The 17827-nt window shown below is 60.5% G+C and carries 16 protein-coding genes and 1 riboswitch; of the genes, 6 read left to right on the forward strand and 10 right to left on the reverse strand.

Annotation, left to right across the window (positions count from 1 at the left end):
* Positions 1–798, forward strand: a complete 798-nt coding sequence (locus GA0061102_RS25675; protein ID WP_092854456.1) for an ABC transporter ATP-binding protein — start codon at positions 1–3, stop codon at positions 796–798.
* On the opposite strand, the gene GA0061102_RS25680 is transcribed toward GA0061102_RS25675, so the two are convergent.
* The 7 genes from GA0061102_RS25680 to GA0061102_RS25710 form a co-directional block, all read right to left on the reverse strand.
* Complete coding sequence (locus tag GA0061102_RS25680; protein WP_092854459.1) at positions 779–1471, reverse strand: class I SAM-dependent methyltransferase; 693 nt, start codon at positions 1469–1471, stop codon at positions 779–781. The genes GA0061102_RS25675 and GA0061102_RS25680 overlap by 20 nt on opposite strands.
* A 140-nt stretch (positions 1472–1611) precedes the next feature.
* Entirely contained in the window at positions 1612–2679 is a 1068-nt protein-coding gene (locus GA0061102_RS25685) for an ABC transporter ATP-binding protein (RefSeq protein ID WP_092854461.1), read from the reverse strand.
* 32 nt (positions 2680–2711) lie between these two features.
* A complete protein-coding gene (locus tag GA0061102_RS25690; protein ID WP_092854463.1) occupies positions 2712–3566 on the reverse strand; it encodes a carbohydrate ABC transporter permease in 855 nt (284 codons plus the stop codon).
* On the reverse strand, positions 3556–4461 hold the full coding sequence (locus tag GA0061102_RS25695; RefSeq protein ID WP_425348567.1) for a carbohydrate ABC transporter permease: 906 nt from the start codon (positions 4459–4461) through the stop codon (positions 3556–3558). Before GA0061102_RS25695 ends, GA0061102_RS25690 begins: the two co-directional genes overlap by 11 nt.
* Before the next feature lie 95 nt (positions 4462–4556).
* The gene (locus GA0061102_RS25700; RefSeq protein WP_092854465.1) at positions 4557–5771 is read right to left on the reverse strand and encodes an ABC transporter substrate-binding protein; all 1215 of its coding nucleotides are present in this window, start codon (positions 5769–5771) and stop codon (positions 4557–4559) included.
* Between the two features lie 86 nt (positions 5772–5857).
* Positions 5858–6643: a DUF4037 domain-containing protein gene (locus GA0061102_RS25705; protein WP_092854467.1), complete on the reverse strand. Its 786-nt coding sequence runs from the start codon at positions 6641–6643 to the stop codon at positions 5858–5860.
* A 34-nt stretch (positions 6644–6677) separates the two neighbouring features.
* Positions 6678–7997 carry an alpha-L-fucosidase gene (locus GA0061102_RS25710; RefSeq protein ID WP_092854469.1) on the reverse strand — a complete coding sequence of 440 codons (1320 nt, stop codon included), beginning with the start codon at positions 7995–7997 and terminating at the stop codon, positions 6678–6680.
* A 203-nt stretch (positions 7998–8200) separates the two neighbouring features.
* Here GA0061102_RS25710 and GA0061102_RS25715 point away from each other — a divergent pair, with 203 nt between their 5' ends.
* Complete coding sequence (locus tag GA0061102_RS25715; RefSeq protein WP_092854471.1) at positions 8201–9208, forward strand: LacI family DNA-binding transcriptional regulator; 1008 nt, start codon at positions 8201–8203, stop codon at positions 9206–9208.
* Between the two features lie 104 nt (positions 9209–9312).
* Here GA0061102_RS25715 and GA0061102_RS25720 read toward each other — a convergent pair whose 3' ends face one another.
* From GA0061102_RS25720 to GA0061102_RS25730, 3 genes are read right to left on the reverse strand one after another with little or no spacing between them, the layout of a single operon-like run.
* The gene (locus GA0061102_RS25720) at positions 9313–10467 is read right to left on the reverse strand and encodes an ABC transporter permease (RefSeq protein WP_092854472.1); all 1155 of its coding nucleotides are present in this window, start codon (positions 10465–10467) and stop codon (positions 9313–9315) included.
* Complete coding sequence (locus tag GA0061102_RS25725) at positions 10464–11681, reverse strand: ABC transporter permease (protein WP_092854474.1); 1218 nt, start codon at positions 11679–11681, stop codon at positions 10464–10466. Before GA0061102_RS25725 ends, GA0061102_RS25720 begins: the two co-directional genes overlap by 4 nt.
* Before the next feature lies 1 nt (position 11682).
* Entirely contained in the window at positions 11683–12663 is a 981-nt protein-coding gene (locus GA0061102_RS25730; RefSeq protein ID WP_092854476.1) for an HlyD family secretion protein, read from the reverse strand.
* A gap of 712 nt (positions 12664–13375) precedes the next feature.
* Here GA0061102_RS25730 and GA0061102_RS25735 point away from each other — a divergent pair.
* The 4 genes from GA0061102_RS25735 to GA0061102_RS25750 all read left to right on the forward strand — a co-directional run bounded on the left by GA0061102_RS25735 (position 13376) and on the right by GA0061102_RS25750 (position 17805).
* Positions 13376–14470, forward strand: coding sequence for a GGDEF domain-containing protein (locus GA0061102_RS25735; RefSeq protein WP_092854478.1), 1095 nt, complete (start codon positions 13376–13378; stop codon positions 14468–14470).
* A gap of 97 nt (positions 14471–14567) precedes the next feature.
* Positions 14568–14825, forward strand: a riboswitch (cobalamin riboswitch).
* 163 nt (positions 14826–14988) lie between these two features.
* Positions 14989–16005, forward strand: a complete 1017-nt coding sequence (locus GA0061102_RS25740) for an ABC transporter substrate-binding protein (RefSeq protein ID WP_092854480.1) — start codon at positions 14989–14991, stop codon at positions 16003–16005.
* A gap of 1 nt (position 16006) precedes the next feature.
* Positions 16007–17044, forward strand: coding sequence for a FecCD family ABC transporter permease (locus GA0061102_RS25745; protein WP_092854482.1), 1038 nt, complete (start codon positions 16007–16009; stop codon positions 17042–17044).
* The gene (locus GA0061102_RS25750; protein WP_092854484.1) at positions 17041–17805 is read left to right on the forward strand and encodes an ABC transporter ATP-binding protein; all 765 of its coding nucleotides are present in this window, start codon (positions 17041–17043) and stop codon (positions 17803–17805) included. Before GA0061102_RS25745 ends, GA0061102_RS25750 begins: the two co-directional genes overlap by 4 nt.
* The last annotated feature ends 22 nt before the right edge of the window (positions 17806–17827 follow it).

Raw genomic sequence — 17827 nt, forward strand, 5'->3', positions numbered from 1 at the left:
ATGCCGCTTTCCTGTTCGCAACTCTCTGTCTTCTACGGTCGCCGCAAGGCGCTCGATGGCTTTAAGCTCTCCATGAAGCAAGGCGAGATCCGGGCGCTGATCGGCCCGAACGGATCCGGCAAAAGCACGGCTCTTCAGGCGCTTGCCGGCCTGCTTGTTCCGGCGGAGGGAGAGGTGACCATCGAGGATGTCTCGGTCGCAAACATGTCTCGGCGTGCAATCGCCAAGAAACTTGCCTTCCTGCCACAGCAGCCATCGGCACCGGATGAGATGACGGTCGCGCAGCTGGTGCGGCAGGGCCGCTTTGCCCATGTCGGGCTTTTCCGCAGCTACGATCGCAGGGATGAAGAGGCGATTGATTGGGCGCTGGACAGCACGGGGCTTTCGAGCCTTGCCGACCGCACCCTGCGGGAGCTTTCCGGCGGCGAGCGGCAGCGGGCCTGGATCTCCGCAGCGCTTGCGCAGGAAGCCGGCATATTGTTGCTCGATGAGCCGACCTCATTTCTCGATATCGGTTATCAGGTAGAGGTGCTGGATCTCGTCCATCGTCTCAGCCGGGAGAGGGGCGTCACCATCATCATGGCGATCCACGATATCAATCAGGCCATCGCCGTCAGCGACCGCATCTCGCTGCTGGAGAAGGGAGAGCTTCGCTTCGACGGCGAGCCGAGCGTTCTCGCCGAAAGTGGTCTGATCGAGAAGACGTTTCGGGTGAAAGGGCGGTTTGTCCAGGTGAGCCCAGACGCCCCGCCGCATTTCGATGTCGAGCTTACGCGGCTCAACCAGCGAGAGGCTTGACGAGCCGGAAGACAATCTTGGTCTGCGTGTAGTAGTCGAGCGCATCGGCGAAATCAGGCGTCCAGCCATCCTCGACGAACGGGATGAAGCCGTCATATTCCAGCTTGCGGCCGGAGACCGCGAAGCCTGCCTTCGCGAAAGCGCGGCCGTAATCGGAAATCGAACGATCCTGAACCACGGTGTTGGTGCGCTTGGCAACAAGCTCGCGCCACTTTGGCCAAAGCGGGTTGTCCGTATGGCAGCCGGTGACTGCGTAGTAGACACCGCCGGGCTTCAATGCCTTCCAGATATCAGCGGCGTGCGCATCGATATCCTCGACGAGGTAGATGACCTCGTGGCTGATCGCCAGATCGAACTCTTCGATCCAGCCTTCTAGCGTACCACTCACCGCATGCTGAACCGGCAGGTTGCCCTTGAAGGCTTCGGCCTTGGCGATCGATTGTTCGGCGATGTCGATGCCCAGGGCCTTGCGGAACGGTCTGATCGCATAGAGATGACGCAGGAGACCGCCCTGATTGCAACCAAAGTCGACAACGCTCTTGGCGGATAGATCGCGCTCGACGATCAGGTCGATGAGGTGCCTCCAGATCGGCGCATGCCCATCCGCCATCCAGTCCTCGGCGTCCGGATCAACATACCATGTGGCGATCGTCTTTTGGCCTTCTTGGCCCATGCGCTTTCTCTCCAGTCTATCGCAAACACACCTTGTCTTTAAGACGGACTTCGAGCGGTGACTAGGTTTTGAAACCCAAAAGCCATGCCACTGGAGGAATTTAATCTGCGGCCGTTGCGCGGAGAGTAAAGGCTCGACAATCAATGCAGACGCTCACCGTTCGACGGGTCGAACAGATGCGCCTTTGACGGATCGATCTTCAGCTGGATAGGCTGGCCCGGGGAGACGGAAGGACGGTCCCTGACCGCCGCAACGATGGATTGGGCGCCGGCCTGCAATTGCAGATGCGTGTCCGAGCCCGTCGGCTCGATGATGATGATTTTGGCCTGCACACCATCTGCATCGACGGCGATATGTTCCGGACGGATGCCAAGCTGGACGGATCGGCCGAGATGGCGGCGGGCGTTTTCCGGCAGCGGCCAATGCAGGTTTTCCGCGTCCTCCAGTACAAGGGTCCCGTTTCGATCGGTGACACGACCATCGATGAAGTTCATCGATGGCGATCCGATAAAGCCGGCGACGAAGCTGTTGGCCGGCGCATCGTAGATTTCAAGCGGCGAGCCGATCTGTTCGATATGGCCGCCGCGCATGACGACGATGCGGTCGGCCATGGTCATGGCTTCCATCTGATCATGGGTGACATAGACCATGGTGGTGCCCAGCCGCTGGTGAAGCGTCTTGATCTCGGTGCGCATCTGCACGCGCAGTTTTGCGTCGAGATTGGAAAGCGGCTCGTCGAAGAGGAAGACTGCGGGACTTCGGACGATGGCGCGTCCCATGGCTACGCGCTGGCGCTGCCCGCCCGACAATTGCCGGGGATAGCGATCGAGGAGGGCGGCCAGATCAAGGATCGCGGCGGCATCGCTGACCTTCTGCTCGATCTCCTGGCGGCTGCGGCGCGCAAGCTTCAGCGAAAAGGCCATGTTGTCGCGCACGGTCATATGCGGATAGAGCGCATAGGACTGGAAGACCATGGCGATATCGCGCTCATTGGGTTCGAGATCGTTGACGATGCGGTCGCCTATTTCGATCTCGCCGTCGCTGATGCTTTCGAGCCCGGCGATCATGCGCAGCAATGTGGATTTGCCGCAGCCCGAAGGTCCCACAAGCACCACAAACTCCCCATCTTGCGCGGCGACGGAGACGCCATGCAGCACTTCGAGCGCGCCGTAGCGTTTGATGGCGTTGCGAATGGTCAGTTTCGCCATGGATCTCTCTCCCAAAATTGTCGGCCGGCGCTTCAGCGCCCGCCCATGCCCGCATTGAGGGCGATGCTGTTGTAGATGAGCTTCTGCAGGATGATCGCGAGGAATATCCCTGGAAGCATGGAAAGAGTGGCGCCGGCCATTAGGTAGTTCCACTGCGTGCCCTGCTGCGTCTGGAACATGGTAAGGCCGACCGGCAGGGTGGCATTATCTGCACCGGTCATGACGATCAGCGGCCAGAGGAAATTGTTCCATTGCCCGATGAAGGTGAACAGAGACAGAAGCCCGATCGCCGGCATGGACAGGGGCACGATGATGCTGATGAGGATGCGCAGGCGCGATGCACCGTCGATCCTTGCCGCTTCCTCGAGCTCCATGGGAATGGAAAGGAAGAACTGCCGCATCAGGAATGCGCCGAACGTGCCGAAGGAGACCGGCAGGATCACGCCGGGGAAGGTGTTGACGAGGTTCAGCTTGTTGACGATCAGAAACAACGGAATGATGAGCATCAGCGGCGGCACCATCAGCGTGCCGATATAGCCGAGCAATAGCGTTTCGCGCGCCCTGAACTTCAGCCGCGCAAAGGCGTAGCCGGAGAGGCATGAGACGACGACGGTGACTGCGGTCACGCAGATGGCGATAACCGCGCTGTTCAGGAAGAAGCGGCCGAAGGGCAGCCGGGTCCAGGCGGCGGCAAAATTGCCCCATTCGAAAACCTCGGGCAGGATATGCACCGGTATCGCCGTCACCTCTGCATTCGAGCGAACTGCGTTCGATACCATCCAAAAGAACGGAAACAGGAATGCGAGCGCGACAAGCGTGATTGCCAAGTGGTTGATGATGTCGAGTGCCAGCTTTCGGCGTGCTCTGCTTTGGGATCTAAGCGTCATAATGCACCCATTTGCGCTGGAACCAGAATTGCAAGGCTGTCAGCGCCATGATCAGCGCGAACATCACCCAGGCGATGGCCGAGGCGTAACCCATCTGGAAGTTCTGAAAGCCGCGTTGGTAGATGGCATAGCCGAGCGTCGCGGTCGACGATCCCGGTCCGCCCTTGGTCATGACGTAGATCTGGTCGAAGACCTGGAGCGACGTGATCGCCGTCATCACAGTGCCGAAGAACAGCGTCGGTGAAATCAGCGGCAGGCGGATTTTCCAGAAGCGGTCCCAGGCCGTCGCGCCGTCGATCCGCGCCGCTTCGAGATAGGTTGCCGGCACCATGTCGAGCGCCGCGTTGAAGAGAACCGTGTTGTAGCCGACGCCGGCCCAGATGGAGGTCAGGACGACGGCCTGCATGGCGAGCGTCCGATCGTTGAGCACGCCTGCGAAGGGTAGGGACAGAGCAGCCATCAGGCTGTCGAACAAGCCGCCGCTGGTGAAGATCAGCATCCAGACCATGGCAACCGCGATCAGCGGGGTGAATGTCGGAAGAAAGAAGATCACCCGGAACCAGCGCTGCCCGATCTTCAAGCTCGAAATCCAGGTCGCCAGCCCGAGCGAGATGATGATGTTCAGGACGAGATATTCGGCCGTGAAGAAAATGGTGTTGCGCATGACCGTCCAGAATTGCGGGTCGGTCGTAAACAGGCGCACATAGTTGGAAATGCCGACGAAGCGTGGCGTGCCGAGCAACTGCCAGTTGGTGAAGCTTAATGCGATCGAGGCAAGGATCGGCAGGACGAGGAACAGGACGATGCCGATCAGACCCGGCAGCAGAAAGAACAAGGCTGCCCATCCTTCGCCTCTGAACCATTTGCGGGAGCGTGGCCTTGGTCTTGCGATCATGTCGGTGTGTTTGCCCAGCATCATAGGCCTCTCCTTTCCGGCGATGGCACTGCGATCGCGGGGATGGCGCGACCGCAGGCCGTCCAGCATCCTGATTATGGGAGCTGGCTCTGAATGTCGGCGAGTGCGCCTTCAGGTTTCGAATCCCCGGTCAACGCCAGCGGCACATATTGCATCATCAGATTCTCGAACTGGTTCCATTTCTCGTTGATGCGGAACGGCGTGGTGTGAGCGAACATGTATTGCAGTGTGTCGCGCGTACCGGCGACGTTTTTGGCCGCGCCGTCATACCAGGCGGTCTGCTGCGCAAGCCGGGCCGGCAGTGCGCGTCCGGCCGAGCCGAGGATTTCGGCCGCCTTCGGGCCTGTCAGCACCTGCAGCGCCTTGAAGGCGGCATCCTTGTGCTGGCTGGTGGCGGAAATGCCCCAGCCGGAACCGGCGGTGATGAAGCGCGAAGGGCCGCTGCCGCGCGGCAGCGGCGCAATGCCGATCTTGAAATTGACGTTGGCCTGCCCGGTAATCAGCGACCAGGGACCGTCGATATACATGGCGACATTGCCCGAAGCGAAGCGGCCGCTTGCGGCGGAGGCATCGGCTGCCGAAGCAAAGACCGGCGAGAGCTTGTCCTTGGCGGTGAGAGCGGCATATTTGCTGAAGGCATCGACAAAGCCGGCGTTGGTGAGGTCGAATTCATTGTCGGCATTGAAATAGTCCGCACCGAGCGCGACCGGGCCGGCGATGAAATCGAAGGCCTGGGTGCCGTAGCCGTAGGTCCCGTCCTTTGTCAACGCCTTGGCATCGGCCTTGAAGTCGTCGAACGTCCAGTCCTTAGCAGGCTCTTTCAAGCCGGCGGCGGCGAACTTGTCACGATTGTAGAAGACCATCCACGGGCCGACGTCGTAAGGCAGCGCATAGAGCTTTCCGTCCTGTGAAAGGCCGGACATGATCGATGTCTCGAAGTCCGCCACCTTCACGTCGCTGCCTTTCACATAATCGTCAAGGGGCGTCAGGATCGAGTAGAAATTCGGCAGGCGCATCGACTGCATCGAGACGATATCGGCGACCTGTCCCGAGGCCGCCAGAACCGGCAGCCGCGTCCAGTAATCCGTCCAGCCCGAAAGCTGCAGCTTGACCTTGATGTCGGGATATTGCTGTGTGACGAGATCGGCCAGCTGCTGCCAGAGCTCGGCATCGTTGGGCTGACCCCACATCTGCCAGGTCAGGGTCACCGGGGCATCCTGCGCCTTGGCGCCGATGCCGGGTAGTGAACTCGCCGCAAGGGCGGCGGCAAAGATCAATGAACGCTTCATGATGGTTCCTCCTCCTTAATGACTTTCGTTGCAGTGACGTGCATCACTATCCGGACGCTCCCCTCCGGCTTGGTCTTGCGGCTCGTTCATGCCGCGATCATGGCTTCCAGGTCGGCGATGAGGCCGATCAGTTCGGTTCGCTGGCGCCGCCATGTGTCCGGATCTTGCCCCGGCTCCAGAATGGCGGTCATCCGCTGGGCGAAGTCGGGAGGCAGCCGTTCGAGTTCGGCTGCCATTGGCAGGTTCCAGCCGTCACCCGGAAAATAGACCCGGTTGAAGGCGAAGACCGCCTGCAGAATGGCGTTGGCAAGCTTGCCCGTCAGCCCGACCAGAAAGACGAGATCGCGGCGAACGACCTTGCTTTCATAGTGATAATCCTTGGCCCAGTAGCGCAGAATATCCATGTATTGGCTGAGGATCGAGGCCCTCAATGCTTCCGGATATTGCGCCAGCCGCTGCTTCCAGCTGGCCAGCAAACCCCTGGGATCGGCGATGATCTGCTGGCTGGCAAGATCCGTCGGCAGGTGATAGCCCCAGATCGTCCATTCGAAGCTCTTGGGCACGACGATGCCGGCAAGCCAGGACTCCAGATCGCGCTGGACGCCGGCATAGCGGCGCATCCAGACGCCATCCATGCGGATGCCTTCGGCCTGCCAGCTCCGCAGCGCTGCTTCGAAACGCAGCCACGCCGTGGTTTGCCGGACCTCCGGTCCGCGATAAGCATCGGCATAGACCCGGAAATCGAAATCCGATTGCGCATCCGACCATCCCTTGCCGCGCGAGCCGGCGAGCGCGACGGCACCATTGCCGTCTTCGGCCAGATCGGCGATCAAGGGGGTCATCGCGGCAATGAGTTCGGCTTCGCGGCTCATGACGGCACCGGGCGGCTAGGCTTCGCTATCTCCCTTAGTCCTTGAGGAACAGTTCGATGACCGGCGTCACGACATCGGGCTTCAGAACCGGCAGTTCCAAGGTCAGAATACCCTCGCCGACGGAGACGCCGATATTGGAATCGACCTCGGCATCCGGGTCGAGCCAGTGGAGTTCGCTGGCGTCATGCAGGAACTGCGCATATTTGACCTTGCGCCCCAGTCCTTCGATGTGAATGTGACGAAACGGCCAGGTCTGGATATGCAGATAGAGCCGATTGCCCTTCTGGGTGAAGCGGCAGCCGCTCGGCGCCTTATAGGCGGAAGGGCCGGCGCCGTAGATCGCGCGGCCGTTCAGCCGCATCCATTCGCCATAGGTGTCGAGTGCGGTGATGGCGCGGGCGTCGAAGGTGCCGCGGCCGGTCGGGCCGACATTCATCAGCAGGTTGCCGCCGAGAGAAACCGTGTCGATCAGGATGTTGATGAGCTGACCGGCATCCTTCCAGCTGGTTTCGTCGCGATAGTAGCCCCAGGAGCCGCTGAAGGTGTGGCAGGCCTCCCAGCGCACCGGCAATCCGGCGACCGTCGGAGCGACGCGCGGCGTGTATTGTTCCGGCGTCACTAGATCGGGCATGTGATCGGCATCGCGCGGCAGGTCGAGGCGATCGCCGACGATGATATCGGGCTGCAGCTGGCGCACCAGCTTGATGAGATCGTCGCTTTCCCAATCGGCGCGGCCCTTGCCGGGAAGACCCTTGTAGACACGGCGGGGATAGCTGAAATCGAACCAGATCACGTCGATCTTGCCGAAATTCGTGAGAAGCTCCGTCACCTGGTCGCGCATATACTTGGCATAGCGCCTGACGTCACGGCCCTCGTTAAGCTTGGCGGCGTCGGGGTGGCTGCGCTGCGGATGATGCGCATCGATCGGGAAATCCGGATGATGCCAGTCGAGCAGCGAATAGTAGAAGCCGACCTTCAGCCCCTCGGCGCGAAGCGCTTCGACATAAGGTCCGATCAGGTCCTTACCGTAGGGCGTATTGGTGACCTTGTAGTCGGTGACCTTGCTGTCCCACAGGCAGAAGCCTTCATGGTGCTTGGCGGTGAGGACGACATATTTCATGCCGGCTTGGCGCGCGCGGCGCGCCCATTCGCGCGCGTCGTAGAGGTCGGGATCGAAGTTGTCGAAATACTTCTGATAGGCCTCGGTGGTGAACTCCTCGCGGTTCTTCAGCCATTCGTGGCGCGCGCCGAGTGCGTAAAGTCCGAAGTGGATGAACATGCCGAAGCGGTCGTGTCCAAACCATGCCTTGCCATCGGCCGCATCCAGGCCGCTACTGATTGCTGCGTCGTTCACACTATCCTCCCAAGTGTTACGGCTAAATCGAACCGGTTCGATTTAATCATTGATTCTATCGTTCGGTATGTCAAGCTCGCTGTTGAAATCTCTTTCGGCGTATTGCTTCATGGCCAACAAATGCTAGATTTATGACGGAGATTCATCAGAGAAAGCACCTTCGATCGGAAGGCTAGGGGCGATAGAAACGGTTCGATAAACTTATGGCCACAATTCGCGACGTCGCCAAACTCGCTGACGTATCCGTCTCGACGGTATCGCTGGCTTTGAGCAATCCGGCGCGTGTCAGCCAGAAAACGCTGGAGAAAATCCGTCAGGCGATTGCCGCTGTCGGCTTCGTTGCCGACCCGCTTGCCCAGAGTCTGGCGCGTGGGCGCAGCCGCATGATCGGCTTCGTCGTCGGCAATGTCGGCAACCCGTTTTTCGGGGATATCCGGCGCGAACTGGAGAATTATGCGCTCGACCATGAGCATTTCGTCGTTGTGACCGACTCCTCGGGCAAGACGGATCGTGAGAGGGCGATGGTCGAGCACCTGATCGGCCTCAAGACCGCGGGTCTGGCGCTTTCACCCTCCGGGCACGATCAGGACTATCTCGACTTCATCGCCAGCCTGAACGTACCGATCGTCTGTTTCGACCAGAAGGTCGCGGGCATCGAGCGCGATTTCGTCGGCTCCGACAACTATCTTGCCGGCGCGATGCTGACCGAGCATCTTCTGCAGCTCGGCCATAGACGCATCGCCTTCATCACCGGCCCGAGCCATATGCATACGGCAACGGAGAGATATCGCGGCTTTGCCGATACGATGGCCAATGCCGGCGTCGAGGTGAACCCGAACTTCGTCGTCGATGGGCAGTTCACGCGCACGGCGGGCTACGAGGCGGCGATGCGCCTGCTCATCCAGCCGGAGCGCCCGACAGCGATCCTCGGCGCCAACAATACGGTTGCGCTTTCGGCGCTGCAGGCTATGCAGGAATTGGGTTTTCGCTGTCCCGAAGACATCTCGCTTGCCATGATCGACAATGTGCAATGGAGTTCAGTCATCACGCCGCGCATCACCATGGTGGTGCAGGATACGCTGGCGCTCGGCGGCATCATCGCAAGGCGGCTCATGCACCGCATCACCAATCCGCAAGGCACGGTTGAGCCGCCGCAGGATTTCGTGCTGACGCCGAAATTCGTCCCCGGCAATTCTTGCCGGAGGATCTAGAGCAATTCCAGGAAAAGTGCGCAGCGGTTCTCAGATTCCGTGAAAAACTGAACCGCTCTAGTTCCATCGTGCACGGCGTCAGGGAGATGCGGCGCCGGAAACTCCTAGGCTTTGGCAGCCGGGCGCTGCCGGCTTCTGCTCTCCAGCAGAATGGCGATCACGATATAGACGGCCGCCAATATCCACAGCGTCAGGAATGGTTGGCGGACGTAGGGTAGGGGCGCACCGAGCTGCGAGACGGCAACGATGCCATTGATAGCGGAGGTGCTCGGCAACGCCGTCGCGATGGCGTGCAGAAAGGGCGGCATCGTCTCGGTCGGCCATGAAAAGCCGGCCAGGAAGAGAAAGGGGATGCCGAGCGCGGCGGATACGAGCTGCACCGTCAGGGGACTGCGGAAGAGGCTGGCGATAACCAATCCGAGAGCACCAACGGCAAGCACGAAGGGGAGCGCGAAGACGAATATCGAGAGCGGCGTGCCGAGGCGGGGAATATTATAGAGATAGGGAATGACGATCAGGTAGAAAGGCACGACAATGGCTTCGAGGATCAGATAAGCAAGCAGCTTTCCAGCAACGACCGAGATCGGTCCGATCGAAGCCGCCGGCCCGGTTCTGAGCGCATCGTTTCGATAGGTGCCGAGCAGGCCGACGCCGATCAGGAGCGTTTGCTGCATGATGAGCACGAAGGCGGCCGGCAGAATGTAGGTCGCATATCCTCCCTGCGGATTGAACAGCGGCACGGCAGTCAAGGGCATGGGGTCCGAGGCGGCGGCGGCAATTCTGGGATCGACTTTGGCGGCAATCAGCCTTGCCGTTTCGACCTCCGCTCCCATGGTCTTTGCAACGGCGGTAACGCCGCCGGATATGCGCTGATAGATCAGGAAATAGCTGGCATCGGCGTAGAGCGCGACGGGCGACTGCCGATTATGCAGCAGATCGCGCTCGAAATATTGCGGAATGACGAGAATGCCAAAGAGGTTGCGGGCATGGACCTCGCGCTCGGCACTTGCCTGATCCGGAAGAACGGCGGCAACCGCGACATCCGCCGAGGCATCGACGCGCCGGGCAAGCTCGCGGCTGCTGTTGGTGCCGTCGAGATCGACGACGGCAATCGGCACATGGCGCAAGGCTTCCGTGCGATAGGGCTGCGGATAGAAGGCGGCATAGATGATCGTGGCGATGATGAGCACCGAAAAGGCCGGCTTCAGCGAGAGAACGCGACCGAGCTCGATACGGCAGATGGTGAGAATTGCCTTCATGACGCGACCCTTCCAGTTGTGGCCGCTTGTTGCATACGGCGTTGCCGCCGTGCCCGGATCACTTCCAGTCGCAATGCCGCCAGGCTCGCGAGCAGAAGCACCATGAAGAGCAGGACAGCAATCGGTTTCCAGGAAAGATCAAGCGGCGTGCCGCGGATGGTCTGGTCGATCCGCGCCATCAGATACCAGGTGCCGGGAATGATCTGCCCCCAGTAATAGGCGAAGGCGTTCATGCCGATGCGCGGAAAGCCGATGCCCATGAAGCCGAAGGCCGGTGCCATCAAGAGCGTTCCGATGCTTATGGCACTCGCCATGGGCCGAAGCAGCAAAGCCAGGAGCACGCCGATGAATTGGTCGGCAAGGATAAACAGGATACCGGCCAGCACAAGCAGATAGCGATTGCCGCGCAACGGCATGCCCAAGGCCCCGAAAAGAACCCAGTCCGCAATGCCGAGCACCACTAGGAACAACAGCGTATAAGGGAGTATCTTTCCGGCCATCGCCGGCCACAATCCTCCACCAAGGCGCCGCAACAGGCGCAGGCGATGCACCGTTTCGACATCAAGCCCGATCGTATAGGCCATCGTCGTGACGATAATGACCTGCAGTACGCTCGGTAGCAGAGCGGCGAGCAGAAAATGCGCATAGTTGAGCGTCGGGTTGAAGAGCGGATTGACCTGGACGGGTATGGGCGCGAGCGCCTTTTCGGCGGCATCGACAGGTTGACCTTCGGCGGTTCTGAGCGACAGACGGATGCCGGCTGCAACGGAGGGAACCGCGGCGCTGACGCCGCGCAGCGTCAGATTGCCCGTCGTCATCGTCTGCGTGTTGTAGAAGAAGACGACTTCGGGGCGGCGTCCGGAAAGGACATCGCGCTCAAGGTTGAGCGGCAGCATCAACAGGCCGTGAACCTGGCCGGACAGGATCAGCCGTCTGCCCTCGGCGAGGTCGCTGACATTGCGGATGACGGCCGTATCCGGCGTGGCGTCGACGGTGCGGATGATCGTTCGCGAAAGATCGGTATTGTCGAGATCGAGCACGGCGATCGGCAGCCGCGTGGCGAGGCCGGCGCTGAAGACGGCTGCCAGCACCCCCATTAGCAGAAGAGGCAGGATGGTCGTGAGGAACAGCAGGAAGGGACGGCGCCAGAGACGATCGAATTCCCTTCTGAAGACCGTCAGGAAGCCGGGGCGCAACCGTCCTTTCGCCATCATGTCAACGCTCCGCCGGCGGCCAGGATGCAATGACGCTCATCCCGGGGCGCAGGCCCTTTACGGGCTGGACCGGGGTTGCCCGTACCTCGAAGGTGCGAAGGTCGAAATCTCCCGTCGCCCGCGTGGCACGCCAGGTCGCATATTGTCCCTGAGCATTGATCATGGTCGTCTTTACGGTGATCCTGTTGTCGCCGAGGGCTGGAACGGTGACGTCAAAGCTGTCACCAACTTTCAGGCCCTTCAGCAGATCCTCGCGAAGATTGAAGGTGAACCACGGGTTCTGCAGATCGATGAGCGAAAAGATCGGCGCCCCCGCCGAAAAATTCTCGCCGAGTTCGGCGACGCGCGTGGTCACCTGTCCTGAAATCGGCGCGACGATGGTCAATTCGTGAGCATCGGTCTGCTGCTGGTTGAGTGATGCCCTTGCCTGCTCGACCTGCGTCGCCGCCAGGGCCTTTTCTTCCTTGCTTGCACCGGCGACGGCTAGCTGGAGATTGGCCTGGGCCGACTCGCGCTTGCGGATCGCCGCTTCAAGGTTCCGGGTCGTTTCGTCGACGCGCGATTGTGTCGATGCCCCGGTCGTAATCAGCTTTGCCTGACGGTCTGAATCTTCCTGATACAGCCTGACGTCCGCATCCGAGGCAGCGAGTTCCGCCTGACGCGCCGCGATCGTTTCCGGTCGGGTGCTGTTGACCCTGACGAGATCGGCCTGGGCGACGGAGAGTGCCGCTTCGGACATGTGCAGAGCGGCGGTAAGCTGCGGGCTTTCGAGTTCGGCGATCACCGTGCCGCGCTCGACATTGTCGCCGACATCGGCGTTCAGCTTCGCAACCCGGCCCGAAACACGCGGGCTGATGTCGACGCGATTGGCTGAAACTTCACCCTGAACGATAAGCGGCGGTGGTTTTGTGGCAAACCATAAAAGGACACCGAGCGCCGCCAGGATCACGATGCCAATCACAACACGAATCGTTCGCCACATACAGTTGTCTCCCCAGTTTCGCTCTCGTGACGGCCAACGGCAGGAACTGTTCGGGAACTGGCCGGGGTCGCAGGGATGGCGGGGCGAGATGCGTATCGGCACCCGCTTCTGTCATCGTTGCGACATCGGCCGGCTGTCCCTCTGCCGGCGATTGTCACGAGGACTGTAGCAGAGGAAAATGACAAAAGCACTTGTCGTTGAACCGCTTGTCGCGGCTCTGCCCCTTAGGCATTCACCTGCCAAATTCTGCAAAATGCGGATTGCGGCCCGATGACGAAAACCGCCTCTCCTTCAGAAAGAGGCGGCTGAAATAGCCAAGCTGTGCTTGACCATCCCGCCAGAAGCTCCAGATAGGTTCGATAGGCTGGGTTGCCTTTCCATCACGGCAATCCGTCCAGTTCCGCCACCCCCTCGATTATCTTCCTGACGATTTTGTTCCTTTTTATGCTTCATGCTCTCGGGAAAATCTGTGATGTCGGGCATTGCGGCCCGCACGCATCGAATGTTGCCATAATGATGCGCGTCAATTTGAAAGTTCGGTCATTGCGATGATCACCATTGCCTGCTCCAATTTGAGCAGTAAAACAGCGCTGTTCGGAGGCGAGAGGCCTGATAAACCATCTCGCAGAATTTGTTTGGTATTGCTTTTTGATACTGACTATGGCCGGTGCCGGCAATTGGCTGCGGGTCCATGCGAGGTTTGGGGACAGTGATGGAGATTCAGACGCATTTGCCATCCCTGGTGCGCGTCCTCGGGCAGGTGGCGATCATCGTCTACGCCTATTCCTGGGTCACCAGGACCATCGAGCGCGGCGTTTTGAAGTCCGTTGCTGTCGGGCTGCTCTTCGGCCTGGGGGGCATTCTGTCGATGGGCGATCCCATTCGATTTATGCCCGGCGTGTTCCAGGACGGCCGCTCGATCCTGCTCGTTCTGACGCCGATCTACGGCGGTGCGGTTGGTACCCTGGTTGCTGCCGTCATGATGGGCGTGTTTCGCTACATGGTTGGCGGGATAGGGGCGGTGGCCGGAGTCGCCGGCATTCTGATCGTTGCGACCGCAGGATATATTCTGACGCTGTTGCCGCGCCAGTTGATCGGCACCGGATGGAAACGCTCGGCCCTGTTCGGCCTGGCGACGACAACCTCGCTCGTCGTTCTTGTCTTCCTGCCATGGCCGGTCGCGCGCGAACTCCTCCTTTCGGCGACGCTTCCGGTGACGACCGTCAACATCCTCGGCGTCATGCTGCTCTCGGATCTGCTTGAAAAAGAAAGCTACCGCATCGGCATTCAGCGCGCGCTCGAGAACGAAGCCACGCTAGATCCGCTAACAAGGCTCCCAAATCGCCGGGTCCTGCAGCGCGAAGGGGATCGTTGCAGCAAGGAAGCCGGGACGAGACGGATTCCCTTTTCGATCATCATGCTCGATATCGATCACTTCAAGAAGATCAACGACAATTGGGGGCATTCCTTCGGCGATACCGTGTTGGCGCGGGTGGCGGATGTGATCCGGCTGACGGCACGCAAGACCGATATAGCCGCCCGCTACGGCGGCGAGGAAATAGTAGTCCTGTTGCCGAACACCGACATGAGAGCTGCCGGCATCGTTGCAGAGAAAATCCGCGCCGATATCGAGACGACGGTCTTGATGTTCGAGCAGGAGGCCATCCATGTCACCGCCAGCTTCGGCATCGCCTGTTCCCACGAGCCGTCGGTCGATTTCAAACAAGTTCTCGAAGCGGCCGACAAAGCGCTCTATCGCGCGAAGGCGGCCGGAAGAAATCGCGTGGAGCTCGCGGAAACGGCATAGGGTGCCGTTGCAAGTTCCCTGCCGGTTTCGGCGGTCGGCGCGATGCCGTCTCATGACTTTGTTTCGGCCGTGTCTTCTTGACGGGGATGGGCAGTCCGGCGTAACTGGATGCGACGGTTCCCCAAGGAAGACTCCGCGGGGATTAATAGGGAACACGGTGAGGACGACCCAAAAGGGACCTAGACCGTGGCTGCCCCCGCAACTGTAAGCGGATTGCCGATCATCCCGGAATGACCAGCTTGCTGTTCACCTCCGAGGGCCTCAGGGCCATGCCACTGCGAATATGCATCGCGGGAAGGCAGGTGATTGTCAGATATCCGTGAGCCAGGAGACCTGCCGTCGATCACGATCCAATCAACCGGGCGGGGATGCTCGGAAAGGACAGAGAATGATTGACCTGAGCCTTCGACATTATCGGGCGTTTTTCGGCCTTGATTGGAATCTCCGCAACCGGCGGCAGCCTGTCTGAGCGCTGTCGCGCCGACGCTGCCAGATTCCCATTCCGATCGAGACCTTTCATGCGCCATTTTTTGACGACCATTGCTTTTGCACTTGGGCTCACCGGGTTTGCCGCCTCCGGCTTTGCGGCGACCCAATATCCGCTCACCATCAACAATTGCGGCCAGCAGGTTACTTTTCAGAAGACTCCGAGCAAGATCGTATCCATCGGCCAGGGTATGACCGAGATCCTGTTCTCGCTCGGCCTTGCCGACAAGATTGCAGGAACGGCCGTATGGGTCGGTCCGGTGCTGCCGAAGTATGCTAAGGCCGATAGCAAGATCGCCCGGCTTGCCGACAATGATCCGAGCTTTGAATCGGTCGCGGGCAAAGAGCCAGATTTTGTCGCAGCCGAATTCGAATGGCATATCGGCCGGCAAGGTGCCGTCGGCAAGCGCGAGCAGTTTTCCGAGCTCGGCATCAATACCTATATCGCGCCGACCGATTGCGTCGCCAAGATCAACGCCGGGGGCGGCGATGGCGTGCGCAAGGAGCTGTTCACGATGGATCTCGTCTATCAGGAGATCGACGAACTCGCTGAGATTTTCGACGTTAGGGATCGCGGCGATGCGCTCGTCGCCGATCTGAAGAAACGCGAGGCGGATGCCGCCGCATCGATTGCCGGGGCCAAGGCCAAGGGCCTTCCAATCGTGTTCTGGTTCTCCAGCAAGGAAGTCAGCGGCGATGCCTATATCGCCGGCAAGAACAGCGCGCCGGCCTATATCCTGAAGACGCTCGGCGCCAAGAATGTCGTGACGACGGAAGAGGAGTGGCCGCTTGTGGGATGGGAAACGATCGCGCAGGCCAATCCGGCTGTGATCGTCATAGCGACGATGGATCGCCGCCGCTATGCGGCTGACGACCCGAAGGTCAAGCTCGACTTCCTTCAGAAGGATCCGGTCACCAGCCAGCTCGACGCCGTCAAGAACGGGCATTTCGTCATGATGGATGCGCAGTCGATGAACCCGACTATCCGCACCATCGATGGCATCGAAATATTGGCCAAGGGCATCAGATCCTTCGGTCTGGCAGAGTAGAATGCGCCTGATTGGAGAACGACGGCAGAGGTGGGCGCTATTGGCGCTCGCCATGGCTGCGTTTGTGCTTCTGGCGTTCATGATCAGCCTTGCGGTCTCGATCGGCGAGATTTCGATCCCGTTGTCGACGACGGCAAAGGCCGTATCGAACCGGTTGTTCGGAACGGATTTCGAGCTTAGCCGGATCCATCAGGGCATCGTCTGGGATTATCGCTTGAGCCGTGCGCTCGTTGCGGCAAGCGCCGGAGCGTCGCTTGCGCTGAGCGGTGTGATCCTACAGGCCCTGCTGCGCAATCCGCTTGCGGAACCCTATGTGCTCGGCATTTCCGCAGGTGCCTCCACCGGGGCGGTCTGCATCATGATCCTCGGGCTCGGTTATGGGGTTCTGGGGCTTTCCAGCGGCGCCTTCATCGGTGCGGTCGTCGCCTTCCTGTTTGTCGGCCTGCTCGCGGCCGGTGTCGGCGGCACAAGCGAGCGCATCATCCTGTGCGGCGTCGCCGGCTCGCAGCTCTTCAATGCGCTGACCTCCTATATCGTCACCACATCGGCCAATGCTGAGCAGGCGAGGGGCGTCATGTTCTGGCTGCTCGGTTCGATGAGCGGTGTGCGCTGGCCGGATGTCTATCTTTCCGGGCCGATCGCCATCACTGGCTTCGTGATCTGCATGGCGCATGTCCGCGTACTCGATGCTTTCGTCTTCGGAACCGATGCTGCGGCTTCGCTCGGCATCGCCGTGCGCCGCGCGCAGATCGTGCTTCTCGGAACGACGGCCTTCATGATCGCGGCGGTCGTCAGCATTGTCGGCTCGATCGGTTTCGTCGGGCTCGTCATTCCGCATGCAGCCCGTTTCATGGTCGGTCCCAGTCACGACCGCCTGTTGCCGGCATCGGCGCTCGGTGGCGCGATTTTTATGGTTGCAGCCGATATCGTCTCGAGAATCATCATTCCCCAGCAGATCCTGCCGATCGGCGTCGTGACCGCACTGTTCGGCGCTCCGGCCTTCGCCATCATTCTCTATCGCGCCCGGAGGACGGCATGAGCATCGCGGTCGACAACGTAACCTTCGCTGCCGGCAACACGCTGATCGTCAACGGCATCAGCCTCTCGGTGGAAAGGGGTAAGGTGCTCGGTCTGCTGGGGCCGAACGGTTCCGGCAAATCCAGTCTGCTGCGGCTGATCTGCCGGCTGCGAAAGGTCAAGAGCGGTGTCATCCGGCTCGGCGGCAGCGACATCGCCTCGATTTCACGCGGCGACATCGCTCGCCGTATCGCGCTGGTGGAACAGCAGGCAACGACGGATACGCAGGTGACCGTCATCGATGTCGTCCGCCTCGGGCGCACCCCCCATCGTGGCCCGCTTTCGTCCTGGAGCGCCCGCGACGATGCAGCGGTTTTGGATGCACTCGCCCGTGTCGGCATGCGGGATCGGGCGGGGCAGCTATGGCAAACCTTGTCCGGCGGCGAGCGGCAGCGCGTCCACATCGCCAGAGCGCTGGCGCAGACCCCCAGCGAGTTGCTGCTCGACGAGCCGACGAACCATCTCGATATCCAGCATCAACTCGACATTCTCGGCCTGATTTCGAAGCTTGATGTTACCTCCGTCGTCGCGCTGCACGACCTCAATCTGGCGGCGATGTTCTGCGACAGTCTGGCGGTGCTGCAGAGGGGTGAAGTGGTTGCGGCCGGTTTACCGGAAGAGGTGCTGACGCAGGAGCTGATCGAACGGGTTTTCGGCGTGCGCGCCCATGTCCAGAAATCATCGGTCCATGGCCGCTGCAACATTCAATACATGGCAGGCTGATCCTCGTCCGGACCACAAAGAT

It is taken from the genome of Martinezella miluonensis, assembly GCF_900094545.1.
GTDB lineage: Bacteria > Pseudomonadota > Alphaproteobacteria > Rhizobiales > Rhizobiaceae > Rhizobium > Rhizobium miluonense.